Source organism: Methanomethylovorans sp., assembly GCF_041305605.1.
GTDB lineage: Archaea > Halobacteriota > Methanosarcinia > Methanosarcinales > Methanosarcinaceae > Methanomethylovorans.
The window spans coordinates 1-4,505 of record NZ_JBFYLB010000178.1; the positions used below are offsets into that span (position 1 = coordinate 1).

At 42.1% G+C, this 4,505-nt stretch carries 3 protein-coding genes; all 3 read left to right on the forward strand.

Features of this window, described 5'->3' with window-relative positions; genetic code table 11:
* The first annotated feature begins 574 nt into the window (after positions 1-574).
* Positions 575-2,245, forward strand: coding sequence for a potassium-transporting ATPase subunit KdpA (kdpA, locus tag ACCM36_RS11420; protein ID WP_370573895.1), 1,671 nt, complete (start codon positions 575-577; stop codon positions 2,243-2,245).
* A gap of 23 nt (positions 2,246-2,268) precedes the next feature.
* Complete coding sequence (gene kdpB / locus ACCM36_RS11425) at positions 2,269-4,320, forward strand: potassium-transporting ATPase subunit KdpB (RefSeq protein ID WP_370573893.1); 2,052 nt, start codon at positions 2,269-2,271, stop codon at positions 4,318-4,320.
* 2 nt (positions 4,321-4,322) lie between these two features.
* Positions 4,323-4,505 (forward strand): potassium-transporting ATPase subunit C (locus ACCM36_RS11430; RefSeq protein WP_370573894.1); only part of this gene is annotated, 183 nt, incomplete at its 3' end.

The following is a 4,505-nucleotide window of genomic DNA, read 5'->3' on the forward strand; positions in this document are numbered from 1 at the left end:
TATATCCACTATCCGGATGCCCGTATCATCAGCTCCCACAGTCAACGGGAGGCTGATCAGGACAACTAATACACAAACGAGCAGGGTTAGAGCTTTGGGCATTTAAAGACTTCCAGGTTTCTTTTTTCTTAAACTATTTTGGCCAATACTATTTATATCAATTCCGGGAGCTTTGCTGTAAGGTTTTACCTGCGGGAAGATGCACTCGAATGAACTATTTTACAGGAAATGTATTTGTTAAGTGATTCATTGGGTCTCGATTTTTTTAAAATTTAATCTATTCAAGCTCAATATTGTACAAAAAGTATATATATTAAGAGTTTAGTACCTCTTTTCCTGTAGGAGAAGGGGCTAAGTAAGTTATTATAAATCCCAATATGCTGGGAAAAATAAGATTCTGCAATAAAATAGCAAAGTGAATCCTATATAATGCAAAAATCGCATTGGTGGTCCATTTATGTTTCCAAGTTGCAAAACTTTTGCTATGAGATCTGATTATCCGGTTTGTTACATTACAATAGCCAACCTATTGATTTTCTGAGGTGTTATCATACAAGCAGATGACCTTATCTTTATTTTCCTGTTCCTCTTACTTACCATTGTTCTGTCGATTCCGACAGGTAAATACATGTCCAGAGTTTTTGAGGGTCAAAGGACTTTCATGACCCCATTGCTGAGCCCAATTGAACGATTGATCTATCGATTGGTGCAAATTGATGATAAAGAGGAAATGAACTGGAAAAAATATGCTTACTCTCTTATTACGTTCAATATCATTTCCATAGCGTTCCTTTTTCTGCTTCAGTTGTTGCAAGGGGTCCTGCCACTCAATCCTCAAGGATTGCCTGGTGTAAGGTGGGATACTGCTCTTAATACTGCAATATCTTTTGTCACCAATACCAATTGGCAATCATATGGCGGTGAAACTACTATGAGCTATCTTACTCAGATGCTCGGTCTGGCTGTACAAAACTTTGTTTCTGCAGCTGTTGGTATTGCTACTATTTTAGTCCTCATCAGAGGTTTTACTCACAAAAATACGGAGAATCTAGGCAATTTTTGGGTAGATATGACCCGTTCTCTCCTTTACATCCTCTTGCCACTGTCGCTGATACTTTCAATTTTATTAGTTTCCCAGGGGGTTGTACAGACTTTTGATCCGTATGCAACCGTCCAAACTCTGGAGGGTTCTACTCAAACCATACCTCTCGGTCCGGCGGCATCGCAGGTGGCTATAAAGATACTGGGATCAAATGGAGGCGGATTCTTCAATGCAAACTCGGCACATCCATTCGAGAACCCGAACAGCATTACTAACTTCTTCGAAACCCTCTCGATATTGCTGTTACCTATGTCCCTTGTTTTTGCTTTTGGGTACATGGTTCGGAATTTCAAACAGGGTATGGCAATATTCTCAGTAATGATGATCCTCTTGCTAATGGGTTTGGGAGTGGCATTATGGTCAGAGGATCAACCAAATCCTTTGATGGAAAAACTGGGTGTTTCCGACGGTAATCTGGAAGGCAAAGAGATAAGATTCGGAGTAGGTGAATCTGTCCTATGGGGTGTGGCTACAACCGCAGTTTCAAACGGTGGCGTCAATTCCATGCATGATAGCGTAATGCCTCTTACAGGATTAGTGTACCTGTTTTACATGGGCACAGGTGAAGTGATATTCGGAGGACTGGGTGTGGGAATGGCTGGCATGCTATTCTATGTTATTTTGACCATGTTCATAGCTGGTCTTATGATAGGCAGGACTCCTGAGTTCCTTGGTAAGAAATTAGGTCCGGATGAGATGAAACTGGCCCTTATACCACTCATATTGCCTCCTGCAGCCATTCTTATCTTTTCGGCTATTGCCGTATCAGTACCTGAAGGCTTGTCCGGTATTAGTAATCCAGGATCTCATGGCTTATCTGAAATTTTATATGCTTATTTCTCTGCGCTTGCTAACAACGGTTCGGCATTCGCAGGACTTAGTGCCAATACAATATTCTATAACCTTACAACAGGACTGGGGATATTAATAGGTCGTTTTGCTACCATAATCCCTGCAATTGCTATTGCTGGTTCCTTGGCCCAGAAAGGAAAAGTGCCTGTAAACTCGGCAAGCTTTCCAACAACAGGTCCTCTGTTTGTAATAATGGTGGTTGCCGTGATCATTATAATCGGAGCTCTTACTTTCTTCCCTGTATTTGCACTCGGGCCCGGACTGGAGCATTTACTGATGCTGGGGAGATGAATATTGCTTAAAGAGGTGAAGATATGAAAGAAGGAACATCAGGCATATTCCAGAAAAAGATCCTATTAGAAGCATTTAAAGGGTCATTTTCAAGGCTAGACCCGATCAAACTCCTCAATAATCCTGTAATGCTCATTGTTGAAATAGGTGCCCTTATTGCAACTTTGTTAACCATTTGGGACATATTTGAAGGTACCAGTGTATCTTTTGACCTTCAGATCACAATATGGCTATGGTTTACGGTTCTATTTGCAAACTTTGCAGAAGCCATAGCCGAAAGTCAGGGAAAGGCCCGGGCAGAATCGCTTAAACAAACCAGAAGTGAAGCAAAGGCTAAGAAGATCCTTGATAATGGAAGCGTAACCGAAGTGTCAGCGCTATCCCTGAAAAGGAATGACATCGTCCTCATTGATGAAGGGGAGGTCATACCTAGTGATGGTGATATTATCGAAGGGACAGCGCTTGTCGATGAATCAGCTATCACAGGAGAGTCTGCTCCGGTGGTAAGGGAATCTGGCGGTGATAAATGCGGAGTCACTGGCGGTACCAAACTACTTTCAGGAAATGTTAAAGTCAGAATTACGGTGGACCCAGGTCATACTTTTCTTGATAATATGATAAGCATGGTCGAAAGTGCAAAAAGACAGAAAACACCCAACGAACGTGCACTTGAACTTTTGCTTATCGGTTTGACAGCATTGTTTTTAGCCGTAGTGATCACCCTTAGGGCATTTTCCGGTTATATGGGCATATCGATATCCATACCCATTTTGATAGCTTTACTTGTATGCCTCATGCCTACCACTATCGGAGCGCTTTTACCGGCTATTGGTATTGCAGGTATGGACAGGTTACTTCAGCACAACGTGATTGCTTTAAGTGGCAGGGCAGTGGAAGCGGCAGGAGATGTAAGTGTGGTGCTGCTGGACAAGACAGGAACTATCACATTGGGAAACAGGATGGCCACTGAATTCATTCCTGCAGCAGGCATTGGACTGAAGGATCTAACTGAGGCTTCTCTAATGTCTTCGCTTGCTGATGAAACTCCTGAGGGAAGGAGTATAGTAAAACTGGCGAAAAAGGAATTGGATATACGGGGGAGAGATATACATGCTCCTGAATCCTCTCATTTCGTTCCTTTCACGCCGGAAACACGTATGAGCGGAGTAGATATTGGTCCCAGAAAAATAAGAAAAGGTTCTGCATCTGCCATAGAGGATTTTGTTCTGTCTAACGGTGGGAGTGTGCCTGATGAAATGCAAAACGCGATCAGAGACATATCAACCAAAGGAGATACTCCTCTTGTGGTAGCTGATGACACCGGGATCTTAGGGGTCATAAGATTAAAGGATATAGTGAAAAAAGGTATCAATGAAAGGTTATTGCAGCTTAGGAATATGGGTATAAAATCCATTATGATCACAGGCGATAACCAGCTTACTGCTGCATCCATTGCTGCGGAAGCAGGTGTTGATGACTTTATGGCTGAGGCAAAACCCGAAACCAAATTAGCGATGATACGCAAATATCAATCCGGAGATAACCAATATCTTGTAGCTATGATCGGTGATGGTACCAATGATGCTCCGGCTCTTGCGCAGGCTGATGTTGCAGTTGCCATGAGTGCCGGAACTTCTGCAGCAAGAGAAGCAGCGAACATGGTGGATCTTGATTCATCTCCTTCCAAGTTACTGGACATAGTTGAAATAGGCAAAGAGATCCTTATAACCAGGGGTGCTCTGACCACTTTTAGCATAGCGAATGACGTAGCCAAGTATTTTGCTATCATCCCTGCAATATTCTCTGTTGCTTATCCACAACTCGGTATCTTGAATATAATGGGCCTTTCAACCCCTTCAAGTGCAGTCCTGTCTGCGATTATTTTCAATGCCATTGTAATACCATTGCTCATACCCTTAGCTCTTAAGGGTGTAAAATATCGTTCGACATCTTCAGTATCACAGTTGTTGGCTATGAACATTTTAATATATGGCCTGGGTGGCCTAATTATTCCCTTTGCCGGAATCAAGTTGATAGATATACTTATCACTTTATCAGGTGCTGCAGGTGGTTAAAAATGAAGGAAATCAAGAATGCTTTATTAATATTTGTAGTATTTTCCGTAATACTAGGCATTATCTATCCTGTTGTTATTACAGGCATATCCCAGGTAGTATTTCCCCATCAAGCTAATGGAAACCTGATAACTGAAAATGGAAAGGTGATCGGTTCCGAGCTTGTTGGGCAAAATTTTACCAGT

What these genes read in the sequence shown, in the direction of transcription:
- kdpB (WP_370573893.1), top strand. Translation starts at nt 2,269, where the DNA reads ATGAAAGAAGGAACATCAGGCATATTCCAGAAAAAGATCCTATTAGAA.